Below are 22,373 nucleotides of genomic sequence, written 5' to 3'. Positions count from 1 at the left end.
AATTCCGCATTCCGGGGCTCACGTCGGAACTCGCTGAACGCCGTTTCCGTAGGCCGTAATTGACGCCAGAGGTTTCCGGAGTTCGCGCAAGCCGGATTCAACACGCTCAACATTCCTGTGTGTTGCACGGCATCCCGTGGTGAATCGGCGTGGGTCAGCGTGAATTGGGGTGTTCGGAATCGCGGGGGGTGTAAACCGAATTCGGCGAGTGCTTCGACGCCTTCCTTCGCGCCCTGCTGGACATCGTGCCCGGCGGGCAATCTGGCGGAAGCCGACCGTGCGTACGGATTCCGGCGAACTCGCAGACCCCGCAAGCCATTTGGAGGTACACGGTGTCCCCAGCGCCGAGCATCGGCGTCCTCGCCACCGGCACGTGCTTACCCGAGGGCATCCTGACCAACGACGAGGTCGCCGAGGCGGCCGGCGTCGACCCCGACTGGATCGTCCGGCGGACCGGCGTACTGCGTCGGCACATCGCGGAGCCCGATCAGGCCGCCTCCGATCTCGCGGCCGAAGCCGTGCGGAAGGCGCTCACCGCGGCCGGTCTCCCGGCATCCGCCCTCGGCCTGCTCGTCCTCGCCACCTCCACCCCCGACGAGTTGGGACCGTCGACCGCGTGCCGGGTCCAGGCCCTGGTGGGCGCGGACCGGGCGGTCGCCTTCGACGTGGCGGCGGCCTGCTCCGGCTGGCTGTTCGCCGCCCGGGTCGCCCACGACTGGCTCCGCTCCGGCACCGGCGAACGCTATGCCGCGGTGGTCGGTGTCGAGGTCTACTCCCGTTTCGTCGACCCGTCCGACCGCGCCACGGCGGTGCTGTTCGCCGACGGAGCGGCGGCGACGATCCTCGGGCCCGTCCAGGGAGGCAAGGGGTTCGCCTCGATCCGGCTGGGGTCGGACGGTACGGCGGCGGGCGACGTCCTCATCCCGGCCGGCGGCAGCCGACTGCCCGCTTCCCCACAGACCCTCGCCGACCGGCGCCACAAGGTCCACATGGACGGCAAGGCCGTACGGGACTTCATTCTGCGGATCTTCCCGGAGGTCCTCGGCGACGCCCTGCACCGCAACGGCCTCCGCCTGTCGGACATCGACCTGCTGATCTCCCACCAGCCCAACCCCCTCCTCCTACGGCGCGCCGCGGCCGACGCCGGAGTCCCTGAGGACCGGGTGGTGATCGTCGGCCATGAGGTCGGCAACATCGGCGCGGCCTCCATCCCGTACGCCCTGGCGAGCGCGGACCACGACGGGCGACTGCGGGCCGGCAGCCGGGTGCTGGTCACGGCGTTCGGCGCGGGCCTGACCTGGGGGAGCACGGTTCTGACCTGGACCAGGGCACAGCGGCACGGCATCGTCCCCGCACCTCGAACTGAGGCTTCCTGCATGGAAGCCCCTCGATCCGAGGCCCTCGAACTGAGGCTTCCTGCACGGAAGGGTCTCGAACTGGAGCCCCCGAACTGAAGCGTCTCGAACTGAAGCCCCCCGAACTGAGGCCCCCCGAACCGAAGCCCTCCGGACCGAAGCGCCTAGCGCCGTAGCCCTTCGCACGGGAGCGCCTCGCGCCGAAACCCCCGGACTGAAGCGCCTCGCACCAAACGCCCTTGCACCGACGCCTCTCGTACCGAAGCGCCTCGTACCGAAGCCCCCGTACCAAAGCGCCTAGCACCGAAGCACCCCTAGCCGAAGCACTCCGCACCGAAGCACTCCGCACCGAAGTCCCCCCGCACCGAAGTCCCCCCGCACCGATGTCCCCGCACGGAAGTCCCTCGCACCGCGACCCCCCGCACCGAAGGAGCCCAGTCGTGACCGAGCCCCTCTCGTCCACCACCGCCGACTCCACCAACTCCACCAACTCGGCCAACTCCGCTGACACCGCCGCCCTCGCCTCACTCTTCCGCCTCGACGGCGCCCGCGTCCTCGTGACCGGCGCCTCCCGTGGCATCGGCCGTGCCATCGCGGTCGCCTGTGCGGAGGCAGGTGCGGATGTCGCGCTCGCGGCCCGTAGTGGCGACGCGCTGCACGACGCCGAGCAGCAGGTGCGCAAGCTGGGGCGGCAGACGGTGATCACGTGCGGTGACCTCGCCGACTCGGGGACGGCCGCACGTCTCGTCGACGAAGCGGTTGCCGGGCTGGGCGGCCTCGACATCCTCATCCACAACGCGAGCGCCTTCCCGGCCGACGACACCGGCACCTCGTACCTGGTCCCCTTCGCCGAGAGCAGCTCCGCCGAGTGGGACCCGCTGCTCGCCGTCAACATCGGCGCCACCGTCGACCTGTGCCGTGCCGCCCACCCCCACCTGGCCGCCTCCCCGAAGGCGGCCGTCGTCCTGGTGTCGTCCGTGGCCGGACTCATCGCCACGCCCGCGATGGAGGCGTACGCCGTCACCAAGGCCGCCCAACTCTCTCTGATGCGCTCGCTGTCCGTGGGCTGGGCCCGGCAGGGCATCCGGGTCAACGCGCTGTGCCCCGGCTGGGTGCGCACCGACATGACCGAGCCAATGCAACAGCACGCACCACTCTCGGACTGGCTCATGAGCCATGTACCGCAAGGCCGTTGGCTGACGCCCACGGAGGTCGCCGCCGCCGCGCTCTTCCTCGCCGCGCCCGCGGCCTCGTCCGTCACCGGACACGCCCTGGTCTGCGACGGCGGGGTCTCGGTCCCGGACGGCGGCCTCGCCGGCATCCCCAAGCCCGCCTCGCCCTTCGCCGCCTGACCCCGTACGCGCCCGGTCCCGGGACCCCCAACTGCGAGAGCAGGAGCGACAGATGACGGACGATCAGACGCAGTCGTCGGAGCCGAACGACGACGAGTCTTTCCACCAGGACGACGACTCCCTCCACCAGTGGGTGGTGGGCGAGTCCTTCCAACACGCCAGCGTCCAGCCGGACTTCACCACGGCGTCCCAACTCCGCGACCGACTGCGCCGCCGGCCCCCCGACCAGGACAATCCGCTACGCATCCGTCCCGGGCTCGGGGTCGACGACACCGAGTGGAGCGACCTGACCTCCGAACTCCTCAAGGCCTACGGCGCGGCCGTACTCCCCGAGGGCCGGCCGCCGACCGCCGTGCCCCGGCACAGCGTCCTCAAGCACAGCCGCGACAACGTCCTCATCGGCGACGCACACGTCGAAGGCGACGCGTTCCAGGCGCAGTTGGCCGTCGTCAACGACACCGAGATGCTCAGGGATCACACCGCCGACCAGCAGCACGTACCCGGCATGCTCCTCATCGAGGCGTCGATCCAACTCGTCACCTGGGCGGTGTCGGAGATCTGGCTCCCACCGGCCGGGCATCCCCCCTACTACGCCGTGATGCACGCCAGCGCCTTCGAGTTCAGCCGGTTCGTGTTCCCGCTGCCCACCCTCCTGACGGGCACGTTCACCCGCACCGGCCCGGCCGAGGACGACAAGATCCCCCTGAGCGCCGAGGTACGGGTGCGACAGGCCGGCCAGGAGTGCAGCCGGGTCCGCATCGACCTGCACGCCTTCCGCCCCGCCCTCGTCTTCGCCATCGAGGACGGCCAGGCCCGGCGCACCCTGCTGCGCGCAACCCCCGCCGCATGACCGCCGACCGGGCGGCCACCGACACCGCCCAGCTGCTACGGCGACTCCTCCATGGCGACACAAGGCCCGAAGTCGACGCCCTGGACGGCCTGCTCGACACCCCGCCGTTCAAACGGTCCGCACCGCCCTGCGGCCCCGAACGCCACGCCCGGACCTACGACCGGCTGCGCGCCCTGGGGGAGTGGGTGGGCGGAGCGAACGCGCTGCAGCAGGACCCGGCCCGACTCCTCGCCGTACTGGAATGGTCCGCCACCGTCGACCCACCCCTCTTCCTGGCCGGCACCGTGCAGTACGCGGTGTGCGTCGCCGCCATGACCGAACTCGGCAGGTCCGGTTCCTACTTGGACCCGCTGATGGACGAAGTCGACCGGCACGAGACCTTCGGCTCCATCATGATCACCGAGATCGGCCGCGGCAACAGCCACCTCGCCACCCGCACCGAGGCCCGATTCGACCCCGCCACAAGGGAGTTCACCTTACGGACCCCCGACCCCACCGCGGCCAAGTTCATGTCCCACGTGGCCGGTACGGGCCGCGCCCACATGGCCATCGTCTACGCCCGCCTCCTCCTCGCCGGCCAGGAGTGCGGGGTGTTCCCCTTCGCGGTCCGCGTCCGCGACGCCGACCGGATCACGGACGGCATCCACATCACCGAACTCCCCGAGACCACCTCGGTCCCGCTGAACTACGCCCTCGTCACCTTCGACAACACCCGTGTCCCCTACGACGGTTGGCTCCGCGACGACGCCTCCATCGCGCCCGACGGCGAGTTCTCCGACCCGCTCGGCGACCCGGACCGACGCCTGGTGCGCTCCCTCTCGGTCTCCTCCAACGCCTCCACCGGTGCCGCGGCCGCCCTCACCGCGGCAGCCCGCGCCGCTGTCACCATCGGCATCCGCCACAGCCAACACCGCCTGACCATGGGCCGGTTGCGCACCGACCTCCCCGTACTGAACTACCGCACTCAGCAGGACGCCCTCTACGGCGTCCTCGCCGAGGTGTACGCGTGCAGCTTTCTCGTCGCCCGGATCAAGGCACAGTACGTACGCCGGCGCAGCGCCCCCACGGACCTCGCCGAGTCGCATCGCCCGGTGTGGGCACCCTGGGCCTCGGTCAGCCGCGAACAGGCCCTGACCAAGGTGGCCGCGACCCGCATCCTGCGGAACGCGGCCGGAGTCTGCCGCGAACGAGCGGGCGCGCAGGGCCTGTTGACCGTCAACCGGCTCCTTGAGTACGAGGGCCTGGCGCAGGTGTACCAGGCCGCCGCCGGCGACAACCTCCTCATCCGGCTGGACGCGGGCAAGCAACTCGTCGAGGACCTCACCCACACGGTCCCGGTCCCGGCGGCCGTGGGCGAACTGGTGTCCCCGGGTGGGGCGTTGGCGCTGGCGCTCCTCCGCGAACGCGGCCTCCTCACCGAACTGCGCGCCCGCGTCGAAGACGTCCCCGTGGACGAGAAGACCGCCTTCGAGACCTGGAACCCCCTGCTCATCGACCTCGTCACCCTCGCCGACGCACACCAACAGCGCCTGCTGCTCCAGGCGTTCGCGGAGACGGTCGCCGAGGCCGAGTCCACCCACACCGGAACCGACCAGGCACCCCACCTCCCGGCGCTGCACGCCCTCCACGCCCTCTACGCCATGAAGTCACTGGAACAGGCCCTGAGTTGGCACCTGGAGAACGGATCACTCACCTCCTCGGACGCCCTCCACGTGCACCGGGAACGCGACCGCGCCCTGGACGCCGTACACCCTCATCTCGCCGTTCTCCTCGAAGGATGCGCGCCGCCGGACGCGCGGTTGAGGGCTCCGATGGCCGATCAGGACGTCGTGGCCGCCCTGTTCGCGAGCGGTGGGCCGACAACATGACCGCCGTCGCGGTGATCACCGGGCTGGGGGCGGCCCTGCCACCCGACCGGATCACCAACGAGCAACTCGTGCGCGAAGGCCTGGACACTTCAGACGCGTGGATCCGCGGCCGTACCGGAATCGAGAGCCGCCATCGCGTCCGACCCGGCACCTCGACCGGCGATCTGGCGGTGGCCGCCGCGCGCGGGGCACTGGAATCGGCCGGCGCGCACGACGCCGGTCTGCTGATCCTCGCGACCACCACACCCGACCGCCGATGCCCGGCCACAGCACCCGAGTTGGCCTCCCGGCTCGCCATGACCGGCACCCCGGCGTTCGACCTCGCGGCCGTCTGCTCGGGCTTCGTCTACGCGGCGGCCGTCGCCTCGGCGGTGCTCATGGCGGGCGCGTACGACAGCGTGCTGCTCGTCGCGGCCGAGACGTACTCGACGATCGTGGACCCGCGCGACCGGGAGACCGCCGTCATCTTCGGCGACGGCGCGGGCGCCGCGTATCTGACGCGAGGAAAACGACAGGACCCCGGAGCCCTGGTCCACTTCGACCTCGGCAGCGACGGCACGGGCAGCGACCTCATCACGATCCCCGCGGGCGGCTCCAGTTCGCCGTACACCGACGAACTGCCGCACCAGGAGCGCTACTTCCGCATGCGCGGCCGGGAGGTGTACGCCCGAGCCGTACGGCAGATGGCGGCCTCCTCGCGTACGGTCCTCGACCGGGCCGGCTGGACCACCGACTCGGTCGCCGCCTTCGTCGCGCACCAGGCCAACCAGCGCATCCTCGACTCCGTCGCCGACCGACTGGGTATCCCGCCGGACCGCTGTCACGGAAACCTGCGCGAGGTCGGCAACACCGCGGCGGCCTCGCTTCCCCTCGCCCTCGCCGACACCGCCGCCCGAGGCGTCGTACGGCCAGGCGCCCGCACCCTGCTCACCGCCTTCGGCGGCGGCCTGACCTGGGGCTCCATCGCCATGACATGGCCCGAGGCGAAACCCGTACGGCACACACCCCAACCCCGCCCCACCCACAAGGAGTTCGACTCATGTCTGCCGTCTACGACCACCTCGTGACCACACTGAGCGGCAAGTTCGAGGTACCCGCCGACACCGTCCGCCCGGACATCTCCTACGACGACCTCGGCCTCGACTCCCTCGCCGTGATGGAACTGTTCCTGACCCTCCAGGAGGAGTGGGCGATACCGCTGGAGGACTCCGAGGCGGTGGGCACCCTCACCGTGCAGGAGACCGTCGACCTCGTCGAAAAGCTGAAGGCGGAGACGTCGTGACAACTTCCGGCGGCCGGCCGGAAGTTGTGGTGACCGGGATCGGCCTGGTCACCCCGGCGGGCATCGGGCGCGAACGGACCTGGGAACGCGTCTGCTCGGGCCGTCCCACGGCCACGGACGACCCGGAACTGGAAGGCCTGCCGGTTGGTTTCTCCTGTCGCGTCCCCGGCTTCGACCCGGCCGCCCTGGTACCGGGAGTCCAGCACTGGCGCGTCGACCGCTACACGCTCCTCGCCCTCGCGGCGGCGCGGGAGGCGGTCGTCGACGCCGGGCTGGCGCCGGAGACCTGGGACGGCGACCGGGTCGCGGTGGTCATGGGCTCGGCCGCCGGCGGTGTCGCGACCCTCGAAGCCCAGCAGGACCGGTTACGAGAACGGGGCCCGGGCCTGGTCTCGCCGCTCACGCTGCCCATGTTCCTGCCCAATATGGCGGCCGGCCACATAGCCGTCGACCTGCACACCCGCGGGCCGAACATGCACACGAGCACGGCCTGTGCCTCGGGCGCCACGGCGATCGGCATCGCCGTGGACCTGCTCCGCTCGGACACCTGCGACATCGCGCTGGCGGGCGGCGCCGACGCCATGGTGACCCGGCTCTGTTCGGCGGCCTTCGCCCGGATGGGAGCCCTCTCCCGACGCGCCGAGGACCCGGCGACGGCCTCCCGCCCCTTCGACACGGACCGCGACGGATTCGTCCTGGCCGAGGGTGCGGGCGTCCTCGTCCTCGAACGTGCCCTCTACGCCACCGCCCGTCGCGTCCGCCGCTACGCCACCCTCGCGGGCCACGGCGCGTCCGCCGACGCCCATCACCAGACGGCACCCCACCCTCAGGGAGCGGGCGCCGAACTCGCGCTGCGCCGCGCGCTGTTGGACGCCGACGCCTCACCCGCAGATGTTGACCATGTCAACGCCCATGGGACCGGCACCCAGTTGAACGACCGGGTCGAAGGAGCGCTGATCGAACGGCTGTTGAGCGCCCGCCCGTCCGTGACCGGTACGAAGGGCGTCACCGGCCACACCATGGGCGCCGCCGGAGCGATCGAGGCCGCGCTCACCGCCCTGACGGTCTTCCACGCGACCACCCCACCCACGGCCAACCTCCAACACCCCCTCGAAGAAGCTGAGTTGGACCTGGTGAGCGGCACGTCCAGAACAGGCAAGGTCTCCCTGGCGCTCAGCAACTCGTTCGGCTTCGGCGGGCAGAACGCGGTGCTGGCCTTCCGGCCCGCCTGAGCGGTAGGTGGAGCGGCGGACGGGTTCGGCGTAGTGGAGGTCGAACGGATCAATCACAGTGGTCGCGCCCCTCGACGAGCAGGTCAATGATCTGGAAACGGCGGGCCGGGAATTGAGTGAAGGATAATGATCTATATCTTGCGACCGGTCCGAGGCGCGACGTGGAGCCGCCGAACGGGCTATCCCGTTCTCCGGCCGATGTGTCCGTACGACCCCGCCCCCCGACCCGGCTCGCGACAGGAGACGCGGATGGCGCGAACGCGCATTCCCAATACCCGGCTGCGCGCGCTGATCGAGGAGACGGACTGGACCCAGGGTGGCCTCGCGCGAGCGGTGAACGTGGTGGCGGCCGAGGTGGGGCTGGTCCTGCGGTACGACCGCACCACAGTGGCCCACTGGCTGACGGGCAGCCATCCGATGCCGCGCGTGCGGCCGTTCGCCTGTGAGGCACTCGGCCGGCGCTGCGGCCGTGTCGTCACGGCAGAGGAGGCGGGCTTCGCGGGCCAAATCCCCGTTGTCCCAGCACCGTTGACACCTGCGGACGCCAACGGTCTCGTCGGCCTGCTCCACGCACTGTCCGGCCCGATTCCTTACCGGCCCGCACGGACCCGCCCGGTGAGCCGGGCTATGGGTGCTGCCGCGGTGGTCGGCGTGGTGCGGGCGCCGTACACGAGGAACTCGGCATCCTTGTTCTTCACCCGGACCCTTCAGACACAGGGCGGCGGGTTCGCGCGCGGCACCCTGCGCACGTACTTGACCGAGGCGGTGGCCGGCCAACTGCGTTCAGTGCGGGGCGAGTTACTACGTGAACGGTACGCCGGGGCATCGCAACTCGCCCTCGTCCTGGGCCGTATGTACGCGGACGACCTGCGCAACGGCGAGGCCCAGCACTGCTACCTGGCGGCACGGGAGTTGGCGATCACTGCCGGGAACCGGGAGTTGACCGTGATCGCCCTGCGGACCCTGAGCGTGCAGGCGTACGGCCTGGGCCATCTGCGGATCGCCGACGAGGTCGCACGTGCCGCCGTCGGAATCGCGCACGCCACCCCTCGCGCCGTACGGGCCTTCGCGCAGGCCCAGTTGGCGGTGACGGCCGCGAGCTGTGGCGAGCGCGGGGACGCGTTGCGGGCGCTCTCCGAGGCAGAGAGCGGCGTAGGCCTGGAGGAGGCGGGGCGGCACCCGTTCGAGTCCTACGCGCGCGCCGACTTCGAATTCCAGCGGGGCGAGGCCCTGTTGGCGCTGCGCGAGCCCGCGGAGGCGGTAAAGGCCTTCGAGCACGCGGTGGTGGCCCGCGCCCTGGATGATCGCCGGGGTGTCGCGCTGACCCGGCTGCGCCTCGCGGACGTACTCCTGCGGCTGGGACGCGTGGACGAAACGCGCGCTCTGGAAAGGGAGTTGAGAGAGGAGGGTGACGGTCTGCGGTCGGCGGCCGTAGCGCGGCGGAAGCAGGAACTTCGGCGGTCGCTACTGCGGTTCAGCGGGGGCCGGAGGGCTGGATAGCGGGCGTTGGTTGGGGGAGGCGGCTTACAGGGGGGCGGCGACCGCCCCCACGGTGGCCGCCGTCGCTGCGACGGCAAGGGCCAGGACGCTGAAGGCGATCTCGGATGCGGATGTCGCGGTCGTATGAGTTCGTCGCGTCGGGCAGTCCGTCGGGGCAGTAGGCGGTGATGCTCGTGCCTTCGTGGGTGGTGAAGGTGATGACGGGTGTGTGGCCGGTGGAGGTGTAGCCCTCGTTGTCGGTGCTGGTGTCCGTGAGAACGGCGACAACCCGTCCCTGGACGGGGAGTTGGGAGGCCGGCGCGTCGATACGGCGGCTTGCCGCGCGTGCGCTCTGCGGTAGGTAGCAGGCGACGGAGACGGTCCAGGGCGCGCCGAAGCCGAGCAGGACCCAGGGCCAACCCCAGTCGTTCGCGGCGAGGGCGACGAGACCGACGTAGAGGGGAAGACCGCGAAGTTGAGCCAGGCGCGGCCGTGTTGGTCGGCCTGGATGCCGATCTCGCGGCCCGTCCAAACGACGGTGATCCGGTCGCCGTGGTCGGCGTCGTTCGTCACGGTGAACTCCCGGCCGGTGCACGGGTCTTGAAAGGAGACGACCACCGGTATCCCGTCCTTCTGGGAGCTTCGGTGTCGGGGTTCCGGTACCCGTTCGATCCGGCCCATGACCCGGACCGTGCGCTGGGCCCGGGTCAACCCTGGTTGTCCATCGCGCCGCCGCACCGAGCCATGGTGCTGTCAGCCGGCCGGGGTGCGCCGCACCACCTCGCCCTTGCCGTTCGCCTCAAGCGAGGCCGTGCCGTCCGTGCCGGTGACGCCGACCCGGATGCTGAGGGAACGGGTGAGGCGGTCGATGGTGATCTGCCAGGTCTGCGGGGAGCGGATGCGAAGGGTGGACCTGGCCTCCTCGACCAGGGCGGGGAAACGTTCGTAGGGGACGGAACCCGGGGCGAAGTGCGGGGCCTGTGAGCCGGTGGGGGCGAACACCACTGACAGCAGGCGTTCTTGTACGACGACGGTGAGCGCCTGGCCGGTGTTCTTGTTCTTGCCCTTGGTCAACGAGTCGACGGCGCGGCGGAGTTCGCCCTTTTCGAGGAACGACTGGCCGGGGCCGAGGGCGACCGTGCCGGACGCCGACGACACGACCGTGGTCGAGGATGTGGAGGAGACGGAGGGCTCGGGGGAGGAGGGTTGCTGCACGGAGGTGTCCTTGTCGAACAGGTCGGCGCGGAAGAGCAGGATCACACCGGCCGCGGCGAGGAGCAGCGCGAGCAGCGTGACGAAGCCGACGGCGCAGCCCGCGGAGGGCTCGCTGACCACGGCCGGGCCCGGTGCCGAGTCCACGTGGGCGCCGGCCATCCGGTCCACCCACTCCGGTGTCGGCCGCTTCACGATCCGGACCTTCCACAGCCGGTCCGGTGGGAACTGGACCACCACGACGCCGCCGGGGCGGTAGCCGGGCAGGTCGGCGAGGTTGATGTGCTGGGTGAACCGGACGCGGTACGCCGGTATGTCGTCGTCCGGGGCGACCGTGACGTCGAAGCGGACCGCCACGTCGCTCGTCGCCTCACCCCCGACGGCCTCCAGGCTCTCGATCTGCGCGAGTGCCGTGCGGGGCGGGATCGCCGCCTCCCGGGCGCGCCTCGGCATACCGGCGAGGAAGAAGAGCAGGCCGTAGACCGCGGGCAGGGCCACGCCCGTGACGCACAGCGGCACGCTCTCGATGACACAGCCGACGACGAAGGCGGCCGACGACGCGCCGATCACACCGCCCGTGAGAATCCCTCGGGCGAGGGCGACGGGGGTGTTGCGCGTGGGCGTCGGTGCGGCCTGGGTGATCGTCACACGGGGGATTGTGCCGGGCGCGGGTGATCGCCAGTAGGTACGGAAGGTGTCGATATCGGTACGTAGGCGGCACGGCTCGGACATCTTCGGTAGTTTCGGCCGTCCATTGCGCAGCTTTCTCCGGCTCGTTCATAGTGCTCGCCGTTCCCCATCTTGCATGCTGGGAAAGGGAGTTGAGTGCACCCGTGATCCGGGAAGGGGGCGTTCGTGAGAGACGAGTCCGGGAAGCGGTCTCGACGTGTCGCTGTCGTCGGCGTGGGCATCCTCGGAGCCTGTGTGGGCTGGAATCTGGCCCGGCGCGGTGCCGAGGTGGTCCTCATCGACGCGGGCCGGCCGGGCGAGGGCGTCACCGACTGGTCCTTCTCGTGGGTCAACGCCAGCAACAAGACCGTGACCAGGGCCTACTTCGACCTGAATGTCGCGGGCATGGCGGCGCACCGTGAGTGGGCCGGGACCATCGGGCCGGACTCGTGGTGGTATCCCAGCGGCCATCTGCGCTGGACGGACGATCCCGCGGCGGAGGCGAAGTTCCTGAAGACCGCCGAGTTGCTGGGCAGTTGGGGCTACCGGGTCGAGGCGTCCACGGGGGCCGAGGTGCGCCGCCGCCTCGAACCCGCTCTCGCGCTGCCCGACGAGGTTCCCGTCGTGCTCTACCCCGACGAGGCCTGGGTGCACGGACGTCATCTCGTCGACCGCCTGGTCGGCCAAGTCGTCGCAGCGGGCGGGGAGTTACGGTCCGGCACCGAGGTACGTGACATCGGGACCGGTGCCGACGGGAGCGTGCGGACCGTCGTTCTGTCCGACGGCAACCGTCTCGCCGTGGATGTCGTGGTGAACGCGGCGGGCCCGCGTGCCTCCCAGGTCGCCGGGCTCGTCGCACGGCAGTTGCCGATGCGCCGGGAGCCCGGCGTCGTCACCCGGATCGACTGCGCTCCGGTCCCGATCCACCGGACCGTGCACGCGCCGCACATCGAGATGCGCCCTGACGGAGACGCCTCGATGGTCCTCCACAGCCGTGAGACCGACGCACTCATCGACACCGGCGAGGAACCGGCGGAACTCGCGCGACTGCTCCACGAGTTGGCGCGGCACGTCATTCCCGACCTCGCCAACTCCCGTATCGCACAGGCACAGGTGGCGTTGCGGCCGATCCCGGCCGACGGGTTCCCCTCGGTGGGAGCGGTGCCGTCCGTGCCGGGCTACTACGAGGCCGTCTCCCACAGCGGCATCACGCTCGGGCCGGTGATCGGCCGGTTGCTCGCCGCCGAGATCCTCGACGGGGCGAGGGACGAGCTGCTCGCGGATTTCCGGCCGGAGCGGTTCCCTGCGTGACGGTCCGACGGTCCGGGCAGGCGCCGCTGGTGCGGTGATTGTCTATGGGGTGCGACGGCGCAGGAGCCGTTCACGTCTGCGCCGGGTCCGGCGGGTCGTCCATGACGCAGGTGACGCGTAGGGCGACGGTGCACGTTTCGACGCCGTGGTCGATGATCTCGTCCCACGCGCCGGCATCCACGTGAGCGGGCGGATACGGACGTGACTCGACGCGGACGTTGACCTCATGGGACGCGGTGGTCGGAGTCGGGTCGGCTCGAACCGTCGCGGCCTCCGGCGGCACCGAAACGATCCCCGCGAACTCGAACCGGTGCTCAGGTTCGGCATACCTCGGCCCTTTCGTGGTAGACGCCAGGGCGGCGGCAGAGGTCGCGATCGGGATGGGGCTCGGGATCGGGCGGGGTGCGGCAGCCGGAGGCGCCGGGCACTCGTCGTCATAGATCACTCGGTGCGTACCGAGTCTTGAGACACGTTTTACGCGACGCACGCAACTGCGGCCCCCTCTGTCGCTGTCTGACAGTGAGTCGGGCCCGTCAGGGTCGAGGTCGAGGAGCTAGAGAGCGGGGCAAGTCGTGGGACGGCGCAAGGGCAGCATAGGGATCGCACTCGTCACGGGTGCGGTGCTGGTAGGTGCGACTGCCTGTGGTGGGGGTGGCAGCGACAAGGCGAGCGGGGACGACGCGAAGGCGTCGGACAAGGCGAGTGCGACCGCCTCTCCGTCGCCGACGAAGCCCTTGGGCCCGCCGATGCTGCTGGACACGATCACCCCGCAGACGGGAACCACGGTCGGCGTGGCCATGCCGATCTCGGTGATCTTCACGAACCCGGTGGCGTCCAAGGCACGGGCCACGGTCGAGAAGCACATGAAGGTCAGCGCCTCGCAGTCGGTCGTCGGCGCCTGGCACTGGATGGGCGACAAGCGCGTCGACTGGCGCCCGAAGACGTACTGGCCCTCCGGTACGACGGTGAAGATCGACGCCGACATGAAGGGCGTCACCAACGGCAACGGCCGCTACGGCGTGCACAGTTACACGCACACCTTCAAGGTCGGCGACGATGTGCGCGCGGACGTCTCCGTCACCAACCACACCATGAAGGTGACCAAGAACGGCGCGACGGTGCGCACCCTGTCGATCAACGCGGGCAGCGCCGAGTACCCGACGTGGGACGGCACGATGGCCGTCATCGACAAGCAGAAGAAGGTCCACATGACCTCCTGCAGCGTCGGCATCAGCTGCGACAAGGGCAGCGCCAACTACTACGACCTGACGCTGCCCTGGGACATCCACCTCACCCAGTCCGGCACCTACGTCCACTACTCGACCGGCGACCCGAACCCGGGCAGCGGCAGCGCCCGCGGCTCGCACGGCTGCGTCCACCTGTCCCTGTCGGACGCCGAGTGGTTCTACGGCCAGGTCAAGCAGGGCGACCCCATCACCATCACCGGATCGCCCCGCGGCAAGGCCCCGGCCGACAACGGCTACGCCGACTTCAACCTCGGCTGGGACCAGTGGCTCGCGGGCAGCGGCTCCGGCGAGGGGACGACCGCGGCGCTGTGACGCGCCGCGGTGAGGTCACCGGGCGGCACGACGATCGATGTCAGCAGGTGCGCCCGGCGTAGTGGGCGCCCTGGATCTTACGGGCGGAGCCCAGCCAGGTCGTACCGTGCGCGACGCACCGCTCGTAGTCGCGTGCCCGGGCGACCTCGACCTTGATGACGACCCGCGAACCGTCGGTCGTGCAGTGCCGGTAGAAGGCGTCCGACCCGGTCTCGTAGAAACCGCAGGGCCCGGCCGCCGCGGGACTCGCGGCGGCCACCGCGCCCAGTGAGGTGAGCACGAGCGCGGCGGCACCGAGGGCGCTGATCACCGTACGACGAAAACGCAAAGGGACTCCTTGGCCGGCGAAGGGGCAGTCCTGGAAGGACTGTCGCTGCCGAGCGGGCCGACAGCCGTTCCAGGATCGCCGCACTGACCTGCGTTGCCGGTCGTAAGCCGCCTCGTTCACCCGGCGAATCGGTTTGTCGCTACGTCGATCGGATGATTCCGGCACCAGGACCGCATAGGCCGCTGATGCCCGGAACCGGTCAGTGTGGGCTGGGTCGGGCGCCTACGCCCAGCACCCGTTGACCGTGGCCGCAAGCCCGTCGAGCGCATCCTTGGTCGCGTCCGGCGCGGCCGTCGAGTTGTTCTCGATGAACGAGAAGATCTTCCAGCGCCCGTCGTCGGCCTTGGTCAGGCCGCTCAGGGCGATCGCGCCGGTGAGCGTGCCTGTCTTGGCGCTGACCTTGCCGACGGCGCACTGGGAGTTCGCCGTGTCGAAGCGGCCCCACTCGGGGCCCAGGGTCGAGCCCGCCTCGCCCGCGACGGGGAGGCCGTCGACGATGTACTTCAGGGTCGGGGCGTTGGCGGGGTCGTCGGCCACGTCGAGGATGTCGGCGATGGTCTGGGCCGGGATGCGGTTGGAGCGGGAGAGGCCGCTGCCGTCGTGGATCTCGAAGTTGGCCAGCGATATGCCGTACTGGGTGAGGACTTGGCGGACGACGGCCGTGCCGTCCTCGAAGGTGGCCGGGCGGCCGGCGGCCAGCGCGGTGCTCCGGAGGAGGGTCTCGGCGATATCGTTGTCACTCACCTTGAGCATGTGCTCCACGATGGACGACAGCGTGCCGGACTCGTGCTGGGCCACCGGGACCGCTGTGGAGCCGGCGGTAGCGTGGGTGACGCTCCCGGTGACGGTGACACCCTGCCGGGCGAGGAGCTTCGCGAAGATCTGGCCGGCGTCCAGGGACGTGTCCGTGACGTGGCGGCCGTCGACCACCAACGCCCGTACGGGCGCTATGGAGTCGGGGTAGTAGCCGTCGTTCCAGCCGGTCGCGAGGGTGGGCGCGGGGAAGAGGCTGTCGTCCACCGTCACCTTCACCGTCGTCAGGCCCGCGTTCTTCAGGCCCGCCACGGCAGTTGTGGCCATCGCGGTGAGGTCGGCGGTGGTCAGGGTGCGGTCCCCGCCGCCGACCAGGGTGAGGGTGCCGTTGCCGTAGACGACCTTCGTGGTGAAGCGGTGATCGGGGCCGAGGATCGTCAACGCGGCCGTCGACGTGGCGAGTTTGGTGTTCGACGCCGGCATCAGCGCGGTGGTCGCGTCGTGGCCCCATACGGCCTTCTTGGACTCCGCGTCGATCACGACGCCGCTGAGCGTGCTGCCCAAACGGACGTCCTGGACACGGGTGTTGAGGTTGTCCGCGATCTTCTGCTCGGCGGTGTCGAGCGTGGCGGCCGTGGTGGAGACGGTCTTCTCGGCGGCGAAGGCGGAGCTGCCGAACAGGATCGTCCCGGCGACGGGGGCGGTCACCGCTATGACGGCGGCGCGGCGGAGCGCCGGACTCATCGTCCTGCTCTTGCGGTGGCGTCCGCTCGCGCCGTCTACGGAGGGGGAGTTGGGCATGGGGGCCTCGCCGCGGGGTGTGTGGGTGGGGGAGGGGACAGAAGATCCAGGGATCTTGAAAAAGGAAAGTAACAGCTGTGAGCGGCCTTTGTGGCGTGATCGGACGAGGCCGTCCCCGCGACGCACGACGAAGCGTCCCCCGCGACGCACATCGAAGCCTCCGCCGGGGGCACGCGACAGTACGGGGCGCGTACCGTGCGTCCGCATTTCGGCTCGTCCAGTGTTTCCAGGAGGGCATCGTGACCTCATCACACACGCACAAGTGGGGCCTCCGAAGGGCGAGTTCGACCGCCCGGAGCCACGCACCGGGAGAGGCCGAGGGGAAGCAGGCGCTGTCCGTCACAGGGCGCGCCGGATTCGTCGCACGCGGTGTCGTGTACGTCCTCGTCGGCGCGCTCGCCCTGCGGATCGCCTTCGGCGGCGGGGGCCGGGAGGCGGACCGACAGGGCGCGTTGCAACAGGTCGCGGCGCAGCCCTTCGGGAAGGTGATGCTGTGGATGCTCGTCGTCGGCTTCGGCTGCATGGCGATCTGGCGGGCCTCCCAGGCGCTGCTCGCGAACGGGCCGAAGAACAAGGTCGGTTCGCGCCTGCTGGACGGGGGCCGGGCCGTGTTCTACGGCTTCGTCTGCTGGGGTACGGCGTCCTTCGCCGCCGGGACCGGCGGGTCGTCCGGCAGTGACGCGAAGTCGCAGGACTGGACCGCCTCGGCGTTGAAACTCCCGGGCGGTCAGGTGCTGGTGGGGATCGTCGGCTGCGTGCTGATCGGGGTCGGTGCGACCCTCGCCGTGCGCGCGGTGATGCGGCGTTTCCTGCGGCGGCTGGAGACCGGGAGGATGAGCCGCCGGGTACGGCAGGTCGTCACCGGCCTGGGCGTGGGCGGCGGTGCCGCGCGCGGTGCCGTGTTCGCCGGGGTGGGTGTGTTCGCGCTGGTGGCCGCCATCCGCTTCGACCCGCACCAGGCCAAGGGCATGGACGCCACCCTGCGCACCTTCGCGCACACGCCGGCGGGACCGTGGCTGCTGGTCGCCGTCGCCGTCGGGCTGGTCCTGTTCGGCGGTTTCTCGTTCGCCTCGGCACGCTGGCGCCGCCTGTGAACCCCGGCGGCACGGCACCCGGCCGTCCGGCCGCGCGACCCCGTGCACGGCAGCGTCGTAGAACGGCCGAAGTGGTGTGAAGAAACCGCGAAGTGTGTGAAACCGCGTGGGTTCCCCGAGTCGGTTGAGCCTTGCGGGGCAGGCTTTTTGGGCCGGCTGCGGAATTGTGAGGTCCGGGGAGACATGGTTGTGCCCGAAGGGGGCACGCGACGTTCGTCCTGTTCTCCAGTTAAGGCGGCACCGTGGCTTCCTCCGTGAAGGCTCTCGAAGCAACTGCTCCTGTCCGCGCGGGAGTGCCGGATGTCGTGGACGACCTCCCGTGGATCGAGGACGGGGCCAAGGTCGCTCCCAAGGACGCCCGGGTGATGTCCCGGATCTTCCTCGACCGGCTGCAGGAGCTGGAGGAGGGCACCCAGGAGTACCAGTACGCGCGGAACACGCTGATCGAGATGAATCTGTCGCTGGTGTCCTTCGCCGCGCGCCGGTTCCGCAACCGGGGCAGCGGTGACATGGAGGACGTCATCCAGGTCGGCACGATCGGTCTGATCAAGGCCATCGACCGCTTCGACCTGTCGCGCGAGGTCGAGTTCACCTCCTTCGCGATCCCCTACATACTCGGCGAGATCAAGCGCTTCTTCCGCGACACCACCTGGGCCGTGCACGTCCCGCGCCGCCTCCAGGAACTCCGCGTCGACCTCGCGAAGAGCAAGGAGTCCCTCGGCACCGAGCTGGGCCGTACCCCCACGGTGAAGGAACTCGCCGCCCACCTGGAGCTGACCGAGGACGAGATCATCGAGGGCCTGGTCGCCGCGAACGGCTATGTCGCCGGGTCCATCGACACCCCGAGCGGTGACGACGAGTCCGACAGCGCGCCGAAGTACGCGGACACGATGGGCGACGACGATCCGGCACTGGAGCTGTTCGAGGACCTGCACACGCTCGCCCCGCTGCTGCAACAGCTCGACGAGCGGGAGCGGATCATCATCGAGATGCGCTTCGGCCAGGAGCTGACCCAGGCGGAGATCGGCCGCGAGCTGAACCTCTCGCAGATGCACATCTCCCGCCTGCTCAACCGCACCCTCGCCAAGCTGCGCACCGGCCTTCTGCCCACGTGATCCGCCCGCCCGACAGTTCTCCCCTCGCGCGGCACCGGAAGGATCACCCCGCATGAGCACCACGAGCACCGACCACGATCCCCTGCACCAGCCCGCCGCACCGATCGTGACCGAGCCCGTGCCCGACCTCCAGCTCCAGATGCTGGTACGCCTGATCGGCCAGGACGCCGACGCGGCCCTGCCCATCACGCTCACCGTCGGAGGCGTCTTCCTCTACGGCGACCTGATCTCCCACGAGGCCTGGACCACCGACTGGGCACGCAGCCTGCACGGGATGGACGGCTCCGGCGCCCAGCTGCTGGAGCGGTTCCCGCAGCAGGTGGACGAGGTGGTCGAGGACAGGCAGGGGCCCGGTCCGCAACGGCTGCCGCAGTGGATCCATCTGCGCGACGCCACCGGTGTCGCTGGCGCGGGCGGGACTGCCGTCATGCCCCTGTGGCGCGGCCGGCTCACGGACGTGTCCGGCTGGTCCCTGGGCAAGCCGAAGCAGCCCTGAGGCGCCGGAGGCCTCCGTACAGGGTGGGTGGAGACGGAAGCGGTCTGTGAGGATGTGCCGCATGCCTATGCGGAGCAGGAACCATGTGACGGTGTCGGGCCGGGCCGGCGGGCCGGTCGTGATGCTGGCGCACGGCTTCGGGTGCGACCAGCACATGTGGCGGCTGGTGGTACCGCTCCTGGAACGCGACTTCACCGTGGTGCTCTTCGACCATGTGGGCGCCGGACGCTCCGACCTGTCCGTCTGGAGCCCGGAGCGCTACTCCACGCTGGACGGCTACACCGATGACGTGCTGGAGATCTGCCGTGAACTGGCGCTCGGCCCGGTGACGTTCGTGGGGCACTCCGTGAGCGCGATGATGGGCGTCCTGGCCGCCGCACGCGAGCCGGAGGCCTTCGCCGGTCTGGTGCTCCTGGCCCCCTCGCCGTGCTTCGTCGACGACCCGGCCACCGGCTATCGCGGCGGGTTCAGCGCCGAGGACATCGACGAACTGCTGGAATCGCTGGACGCCAATTACCTCGGCTGGTCGGGTGCCATGGCGCCGGTGATCATGGGCAACCCCGAACGCCCGGAACTGGGCGAGGAGTTGACCAACAGCTTCTGCCGCGCCGACCCCGACATCGCCCGCGTCTTCGCCCGCGTCACGTTCCTCTCCGACAACCGCGACGACCTCGCCGAGGTGACCGTGCCCACGCTGGTCGCCCAGTGTTCCGTCGACGCGATCGCGCCCCCGGAGGTCGGAGCCTTCGTACGGGACCGGATCCCGGGCAGCCGGCTGGTCACCCTGAGCGCGACCGGGCACTGCCCGCAGCTCGCCGCCCCGGAGGAAACGGCCGCCGCGATCACCGACTTCGTCGAGTCCGTACGCTGATGGGCACGAGCGGCGATGGCGAGAGCGGCGATCACCGGCCGCCCGAGAGACCCCACGGGAAAACGCCCGGCAAACAGCCCGGTGACGACCACGCGGCGTTCTCCGCGCTCCTTGAGGACAGCGCCGAGGACCTGTACGAACACGCCCCGTGCGGCTACCTCTCCACGCTGCTCGACGGCACCATCGCCAAGATCAACACGACACTGCTCGACTGGCTCGGCTACGACCACGGGGACCTGGTGGGCCGTAGGACCTTTTCCGACCTGCTGACCGTGGGCGGCCGGCTCTACCACGAGACCCACTTCGGCCCGCTGCTGCGCATGCAGGGCGAGGTCAGCGGGATCGCCCTCGAACTCAAGGCGACCGACGGCAGCCGGCTGCCCGTGCTGGTGACCTCCACCGTCAAGACCGGCGGCGACGGCCAGCCGCTGCTCATCCGCACCACCGTCTTCGACGCCCGCGACCGCCGCGCCTACGAGACGGAACTGCTGCGCGCCCGACAGCAGGCGGAACACGAACAGGAGGAACTCAAGCGTCTCAACGCCACCCTCCAGCAGACCCTGCTGCCCCCAACTCTCGTGAACGTGCCGGGACTTGACGTCGCCGCGCACTACCACGTCGCCTCCACCGACATGGTCGGCGGCGACTTCTACGACCTCTTCCCCCTTTCCGCCGGGACCTGGGGGCTGTTCCTCGGGGACGTGTGCGGCAAGGGCGCGGCGGCGGCGGCCGTCACCTCGCTGGCCCGCTACACGCTGCGTGCCGCGGCCGTCTACGACCCCGACCCGGCCGCCGTGCTGAGCAACCTCAACACCGTCCTCAACCACGAGTACAACGGCCACGACCCGCGGTTCTGCACCGTCGTCTTCGGGCTGCTCACCCCCGAGGGCGACAGCGGCGGCTTCCGCATCACCCTGGCCAGCGGCGGCCACCCGCCGGCGCTGCTCCTGCGCGCGGACGGCAGCGCCGACCATGTGCACACCCCCGGCGGACAGCTCATCGGCGTGCTGCCCGACGCCCATATCGCCACCGCCACCGTCCACCTGGCGGCGGGCGACACCCTGCTGCTCCACACGGACGGGCTCACCGAAGCCCGCCCGGACCGCTCCAGGGACGCCGACCGCTACGGCGACGAGGCCCTCCTCGACTTCGCCCGCGTCCTGGCACCCACCACCGCCTCCGCCGCCGTCGCCGCGATCCGTGACCTGCTCGACACCTTCGGTACCGGCGTCGACGACGACACCGCCGTCCTCGCCATCAACGTGCCCCGACCCACCAGCGAAGAGCAGCCGTGACCCAACTAGGCATCCGCACCCGGACCACGCCCGCGGGACCCGTCGTCGAACTCACCGGAGAACTCGACTACGACAGCTTCCCCCAGGTGCGTGAACTCCTGCCCCGGCTGGCGCTGTCGGACGGCCAGCAGCTCGTCGTCGACCTGGCCGGCGTCACGTTCTGCGACTCCAGCGGCATCACCGCCCTGCTCGCGGCCCGCAACCACGCCCTCGCCGCCCGGGCGGACATCGCGCTGGCGGCGGTCCCGGGTCACATCAGCCGCATCTTCCACATGGTCGGCCTTGACCAGGTCTTCCCGACCCACCCGACCGCTCAGGACGCGGAAGCGGCCTGGACACCTCCGGCGACCCGCCCCTGAAGTGTCAACGGGCCAGGTAGAAACGGATGGTTGTGCCGTCCGCAGCCGTATGGACGCGGACGAGATCGGCGACGTAGTGCACCAACAGCAGCCCTCGTCCGCCGGGTTGGTCACGTGACGGCGGGCGCCGGCCGGCCAGCGGGTCCGTCAGCCGGCCGTGGTCGTGCACCTCGCAGACGATCCGCTCGTCCTCCGCCCAGATCCGCAGCGTCCCCGAACCACCGCCGTGCAGCACGCTGTTGGTGGTCAACTCCGCGACGGCCAGCGTCAGATCCTGCAGCCGTAGACCCGCCAGGCCCAGCCGCTCGGCCTCCTGGACCGCGAAATAGCGGGACTTGGGGAGTTCTCCCGCGTCGAACGCGATGGACGCGGCACCGGGTGGGTGGGGGAGCGGCTCGTTGTAGCGGGCGATCGCGCGCTGCGGATCGTAGGCGGCACTGGGGAGTTGGGCGCCTTCGTCGATGACGACCGGGTGGGTGGCGAGGGCGTCGGCGAGCACGTCGGGCTCCAGCCGGTCCGCGTCGTACGGGCAGAGGATCGTCACCTCGCGATCCCGGAACGCGGAGTTGATCAGCGCCTCGTGCTGGACGCACGCCGGGTACTCGACGGCTGTCCTGCCGGGCCAGATCGGCTCCCCGACGATCCGCACCCGGCCGCCGCTGACGGCATGGGCATCGGCGAAGGCCCGCAGTACGCCCGGGATGATCCGCCCCGGATTGCGCCCGACCTCGGTCATGTCGAGGAAGCGCACAGCGGCGTCGCTCGACCCGAGACCGGCCCTGATCAGTTCGAGATGCGGGCCGGGAACGGCGACCGCGACGGCCTCTCCGGCGGCCAGCCCCGCCTTCACGAACGGCACAGTACCGGCCGTGTACTGCTCCTCGCCCCGGTAGAACAGCGCGGGATGCGCGAACGGTGCACCGTCGGTGGCCGTACTCATCGCGCCGCCACCTCGATCCTTGTCGGGCCGGGCCAGGACATGTCCACGGCGCGCGGTGACAAGGAGGACGGCGGTCACCGCCCCGGCAGTCTACGGGGGTAGCACGACAGGGTGGTGGGCACCGGCAGAACTGCCGGTGCCCACCACCCTGT

At 70.5% G+C, this 22,373-nt stretch carries 22 protein-coding genes; 16 read left to right on the top strand and 6 right to left on the bottom strand.

What is annotated here, in order from left to right; genetic code table 11:
• The first annotated feature begins 332 nt into the window (after positions 1 to 332).
• From OG407_RS05465 to OG407_RS05430, 8 genes are all read left to right on the top strand, one after another.
• A complete protein-coding gene (locus OG407_RS05465; protein ID WP_405855514.1) occupies positions 333 to 1,454 on the top strand; it encodes a 3-oxoacyl-ACP synthase III family protein in 1,122 nt (373 codons plus the stop codon).
• A 341-nt stretch (positions 1,455 to 1,795) separates the two neighbouring features.
• Entirely contained in the window at positions 1,796 to 2,707 is a 912-nt protein-coding gene (locus tag OG407_RS05460) for an SDR family NAD(P)-dependent oxidoreductase (protein WP_405855512.1), read from the top strand.
• 52 nt (positions 2,708 to 2,759) lie between these two features.
• Complete coding sequence (locus tag OG407_RS05455; protein ID WP_405855510.1) at positions 2,760 to 3,557, top strand: AfsA-related hotdog domain-containing protein; 798 nt, start codon at positions 2,760 to 2,762, stop codon at positions 3,555 to 3,557.
• Positions 3,554 to 5,425, top strand: a complete 1,872-nt coding sequence (locus OG407_RS05450) for an acyl-CoA dehydrogenase (RefSeq protein ID WP_405855508.1) — start codon at positions 3,554 to 3,556, stop codon at positions 5,423 to 5,425. Before OG407_RS05455 ends, OG407_RS05450 begins: the two co-directional genes overlap by 4 nt.
• Positions 5,422 to 6,492, top strand: coding sequence for a beta-ketoacyl-ACP synthase 3 (locus tag OG407_RS05445; RefSeq protein WP_405855506.1), 1,071 nt, complete (start codon positions 5,422 to 5,424; stop codon positions 6,490 to 6,492). The genes OG407_RS05450 and OG407_RS05445 overlap by 4 nt, the downstream gene beginning before the upstream one ends.
• Positions 6,465 to 6,707 carry an acyl carrier protein gene (locus tag OG407_RS05440; protein ID WP_405855505.1) on the top strand — a complete coding sequence of 81 codons (243 nt, stop codon included), beginning with the start codon at positions 6,465 to 6,467 and terminating at the stop codon, positions 6,705 to 6,707. The genes OG407_RS05445 and OG407_RS05440 overlap by 28 nt, the downstream gene beginning before the upstream one ends.
• A complete protein-coding gene (locus tag OG407_RS05435; RefSeq protein ID WP_405855503.1) occupies positions 6,704 to 7,939 on the top strand; it encodes a beta-ketoacyl-[acyl-carrier-protein] synthase family protein in 1,236 nt (411 codons plus the stop codon). The genes OG407_RS05440 and OG407_RS05435 overlap by 4 nt, the downstream gene beginning before the upstream one ends.
• Positions 7,940 to 8,188: 249 nt before the next feature.
• The gene (locus OG407_RS05430) at positions 8,189 to 9,439 is read left to right on the top strand and encodes a hypothetical protein (RefSeq protein WP_405855501.1); all 1,251 of its coding nucleotides are present in this window, start codon (positions 8,189 to 8,191) and stop codon (positions 9,437 to 9,439) included.
• On the opposite strand, the gene OG407_RS05425 is transcribed toward OG407_RS05430, so the two are convergent.
• Both OG407_RS05425 and OG407_RS05420 read right to left on the bottom strand, forming a co-directional pair.
• Positions 9,414 to 9,950 (bottom strand): hypothetical protein, encoded by a 537-nt coding sequence (locus tag OG407_RS05425; RefSeq protein ID WP_405855499.1) that lies wholly within the window; start codon positions 9,948 to 9,950, stop codon positions 9,414 to 9,416. The two genes, OG407_RS05430 and OG407_RS05425, sit on opposite strands and share 26 nt — an antisense overlap.
• Before the next feature lie 221 nt (positions 9,951 to 10,171).
• Positions 10,172 to 11,278, bottom strand: a complete 1,107-nt coding sequence (locus tag OG407_RS05420) for a hypothetical protein (protein ID WP_405855497.1) — start codon at positions 11,276 to 11,278, stop codon at positions 10,172 to 10,174.
• A 207-nt stretch (positions 11,279 to 11,485) separates the two neighbouring features.
• Here OG407_RS05420 and OG407_RS05415 point away from each other — a divergent pair, with 207 nt between their 5' ends.
• On the top strand, positions 11,486 to 12,610 hold the full coding sequence (locus OG407_RS05415; RefSeq protein ID WP_405855495.1) for an NAD(P)/FAD-dependent oxidoreductase: 1,125 nt from the start codon (positions 11,486 to 11,488) through the stop codon (positions 12,608 to 12,610).
• 70 nt (positions 12,611 to 12,680) lie between these two features.
• Here OG407_RS05415 and OG407_RS05410 read toward each other — a convergent pair whose 3' ends face one another.
• Entirely contained in the window at positions 12,681 to 12,893 is a 213-nt protein-coding gene (locus OG407_RS05410) for a hypothetical protein (protein ID WP_405855494.1), read from the bottom strand.
• 289 nt (positions 12,894 to 13,182) lie between these two features.
• Between OG407_RS05410 and OG407_RS05405 the strand changes: the two genes are divergently transcribed.
• On the top strand, positions 13,183 to 14,169 hold the full coding sequence (locus tag OG407_RS05405) for an Ig-like domain-containing protein (protein ID WP_405855492.1): 987 nt from the start codon (positions 13,183 to 13,185) through the stop codon (positions 14,167 to 14,169).
• Positions 14,170 to 14,209: 40 nt separating this feature from the next.
• Here OG407_RS05405 and OG407_RS05400 read toward each other — a convergent pair whose 3' ends face one another.
• Both OG407_RS05400 and dacB read right to left on the bottom strand, forming a co-directional pair.
• Positions 14,210 to 14,497, bottom strand: coding sequence for a DUF6355 family natural product biosynthesis protein (locus tag OG407_RS05400; protein WP_403594403.1), 288 nt, complete (start codon positions 14,495 to 14,497; stop codon positions 14,210 to 14,212).
• Between the two features lie 222 nt (positions 14,498 to 14,719).
• Positions 14,720 to 16,051: a D-alanyl-D-alanine carboxypeptidase/D-alanyl-D-alanine-endopeptidase gene (dacB, locus tag OG407_RS05395; RefSeq protein WP_405855490.1), complete on the bottom strand. Its 1,332-nt coding sequence runs from the start codon at positions 16,049 to 16,051 to the stop codon at positions 14,720 to 14,722.
• 239 nt (positions 16,052 to 16,290) lie between these two features.
• Here dacB and OG407_RS05390 point away from each other — a divergent pair, with 239 nt between their 5' ends.
• The 6 genes from OG407_RS05390 to OG407_RS05365 all read left to right on the top strand — a co-directional run bounded on the left by OG407_RS05390 (position 16,291) and on the right by OG407_RS05365 (position 21,281).
• Positions 16,291 to 17,145, top strand: coding sequence for a DUF1206 domain-containing protein (locus OG407_RS05390; RefSeq protein WP_405855488.1), 855 nt, complete (start codon positions 16,291 to 16,293; stop codon positions 17,143 to 17,145).
• Between the two features lie 365 nt (positions 17,146 to 17,510).
• Positions 17,511 to 18,260 carry a SigB/SigF/SigG family RNA polymerase sigma factor gene (locus OG407_RS05385; RefSeq protein WP_405868293.1) on the top strand — a complete coding sequence of 250 codons (750 nt, stop codon included), beginning with the start codon at positions 17,511 to 17,513 and terminating at the stop codon, positions 18,258 to 18,260.
• Positions 18,261 to 18,312: 52 nt separating this feature from the next.
• Entirely contained in the window at positions 18,313 to 18,756 is a 444-nt protein-coding gene (locus OG407_RS05380) for a hypothetical protein (protein ID WP_405855486.1), read from the top strand.
• A gap of 61 nt (positions 18,757 to 18,817) precedes the next feature.
• Positions 18,818 to 19,627, top strand: a complete 810-nt coding sequence (locus tag OG407_RS05375; RefSeq protein ID WP_405855484.1) for an alpha/beta fold hydrolase — start codon at positions 18,818 to 18,820, stop codon at positions 19,625 to 19,627.
• Positions 19,627 to 20,922 carry a PP2C family protein-serine/threonine phosphatase gene (locus tag OG407_RS05370; RefSeq protein WP_405855483.1) on the top strand — a complete coding sequence of 432 codons (1,296 nt, stop codon included), beginning with the start codon at positions 19,627 to 19,629 and terminating at the stop codon, positions 20,920 to 20,922. Before OG407_RS05375 ends, OG407_RS05370 begins: the two co-directional genes overlap by 1 nt.
• On the top strand, positions 20,919 to 21,281 hold the full coding sequence (locus OG407_RS05365) for an STAS domain-containing protein (RefSeq protein WP_405855481.1): 363 nt from the start codon (positions 20,919 to 20,921) through the stop codon (positions 21,279 to 21,281). Before OG407_RS05370 ends, OG407_RS05365 begins: the two co-directional genes overlap by 4 nt.
• A 4-nt stretch (positions 21,282 to 21,285) precedes the next feature.
• Here the strand turns inward: OG407_RS05365 and OG407_RS05360 are convergent, their stop codons facing one another.
• On the bottom strand, positions 21,286 to 22,221 hold the full coding sequence (locus OG407_RS05360) for an anti-sigma factor RsbA family regulatory protein (protein ID WP_405855479.1): 936 nt from the start codon (positions 22,219 to 22,221) through the stop codon (positions 21,286 to 21,288).
• Positions 22,222 to 22,373: the final 152 nt, after the last annotated feature.

The organism is Streptomyces sp. NBC_01515, from assembly GCF_045040345.1.
GTDB lineage: Bacteria > Actinomycetota > Actinomycetes > Streptomycetales > Streptomycetaceae > Streptomyces.
The sequence above is the reverse complement of the archived record's forward strand: the minus strand, read 5'-3'. Positions and strand labels throughout refer to the sequence as shown.

Excerpts from the sequence above, each read along its gene's own strand:
- OG407_RS05455 (WP_405855510.1), top strand. The coding sequence starts at position 2,760 with ATGACGGACGATCAGACGCAGTCGTCGGAGCCGAACGACGACGAGTCT.
- OG407_RS05450 (WP_405855508.1), top strand. The coding sequence starts at position 3,554 with ATGACCGCCGACCGGGCGGCCACCGACACCGCCCAGCTGCTACGGCGA.
- OG407_RS05445 (WP_405855506.1), top strand. The coding sequence starts at position 5,422 with ATGACCGCCGTCGCGGTGATCACCGGGCTGGGGGCGGCCCTGCCACCC.
- OG407_RS05440 (WP_405855505.1), top strand. The coding sequence starts at position 6,465 with ATGTCTGCCGTCTACGACCACCTCGTGACCACACTGAGCGGCAAGTTC.
- OG407_RS05430 (WP_405855501.1), top strand. The coding sequence starts at position 8,189 with ATGGCGCGAACGCGCATTCCCAATACCCGGCTGCGCGCGCTGATCGAG.
- dacB (WP_405855490.1), bottom strand. The coding sequence starts at position 16,051 with ATGCCCAACTCCCCCTCCGTAGACGGCGCGAGCGGACGCCACCGCAAG.
- OG407_RS05385 (WP_405868293.1), top strand. The coding sequence starts at position 17,511 with ATGTCCCGGATCTTCCTCGACCGGCTGCAGGAGCTGGAGGAGGGCACC.
- OG407_RS05380 (WP_405855486.1), top strand. The coding sequence starts at position 18,313 with ATGAGCACCACGAGCACCGACCACGATCCCCTGCACCAGCCCGCCGCA.
- OG407_RS05375 (WP_405855484.1), top strand. The coding sequence starts at position 18,818 with ATGCCTATGCGGAGCAGGAACCATGTGACGGTGTCGGGCCGGGCCGGC.
- OG407_RS05370 (WP_405855483.1), top strand. The coding sequence starts at position 19,627 with ATGGGCACGAGCGGCGATGGCGAGAGCGGCGATCACCGGCCGCCCGAG.
- OG407_RS05360 (WP_405855479.1), bottom strand. The coding sequence starts at position 22,221 with ATGAGTACGGCCACCGACGGTGCACCGTTCGCGCATCCCGCGCTGTTC.